The following is a 630-nucleotide window of genomic DNA, read 5'->3' as shown; positions in this document are numbered from 1 at the left end:
TCCCGATGCCAAGAACCATACAGTTGTATCGGTAAGCTAGGCGCGGTTATCTAGCGGCTTTACCTCGTGTACTGATAATAATTGTATAGACAGAACAAAAGTAATGGTGGCTAAGTTCGTTTTTAAATAACAGAGCTTTTTAAATGGCAAAGATATCGCGATTAAACTTGATGATATTTTTTGTTTTTACAATCATAGCTTAGCAACTCGTATGTATTTCTAATATCCAAGTACTTTTCATAATGTAGATAGGCAATGATTCTAGCGTCTGTATTAAACATCAATACGTTTAATGCATTTATTGAATCATATAAATCTTTACCATCAACACCTGACTCTTTATAGCAGCTATTTATATAATTGAGTTCTTTGTAGAGTTCGCTAGCAATCAGCGGATTTTCTAACCTATCTTTTGCGAAGTCATAACTTAATATACTTGTCGCATATTGGATATAACGTAACATAAACTCTTTATCAGCTTCTGTTACTTCTAGGTGGTTAACGACTTTATCGACATCATCTCTGATATTATTTTTATTTAAGTCGATGCCTAATAAAGTGTCAGAAACATCTTTGAGTATACGAGGGTTATATACATACTCCTCTAGTTGGGCGCTCATCGCTGGTTTT

General features: G+C 34.0%; 1 protein-coding gene. It reads right to left on the bottom strand.

The window, feature by feature from the left end:
* Positions 1-161: 161 nt before the first annotated feature.
* The coding region (locus tag R7190_RS28485) for a hypothetical protein (protein ID WP_031852991.1) at positions 162-630 on the bottom strand (469 nt) is incomplete at its 5' end.

This window comes from Vibrio sp. 1078-1, from assembly GCF_033340475.1.
The sequence above is the reverse complement of the archived record's forward strand: the minus strand, read 5'-3'. Positions and strand labels throughout refer to the sequence as shown.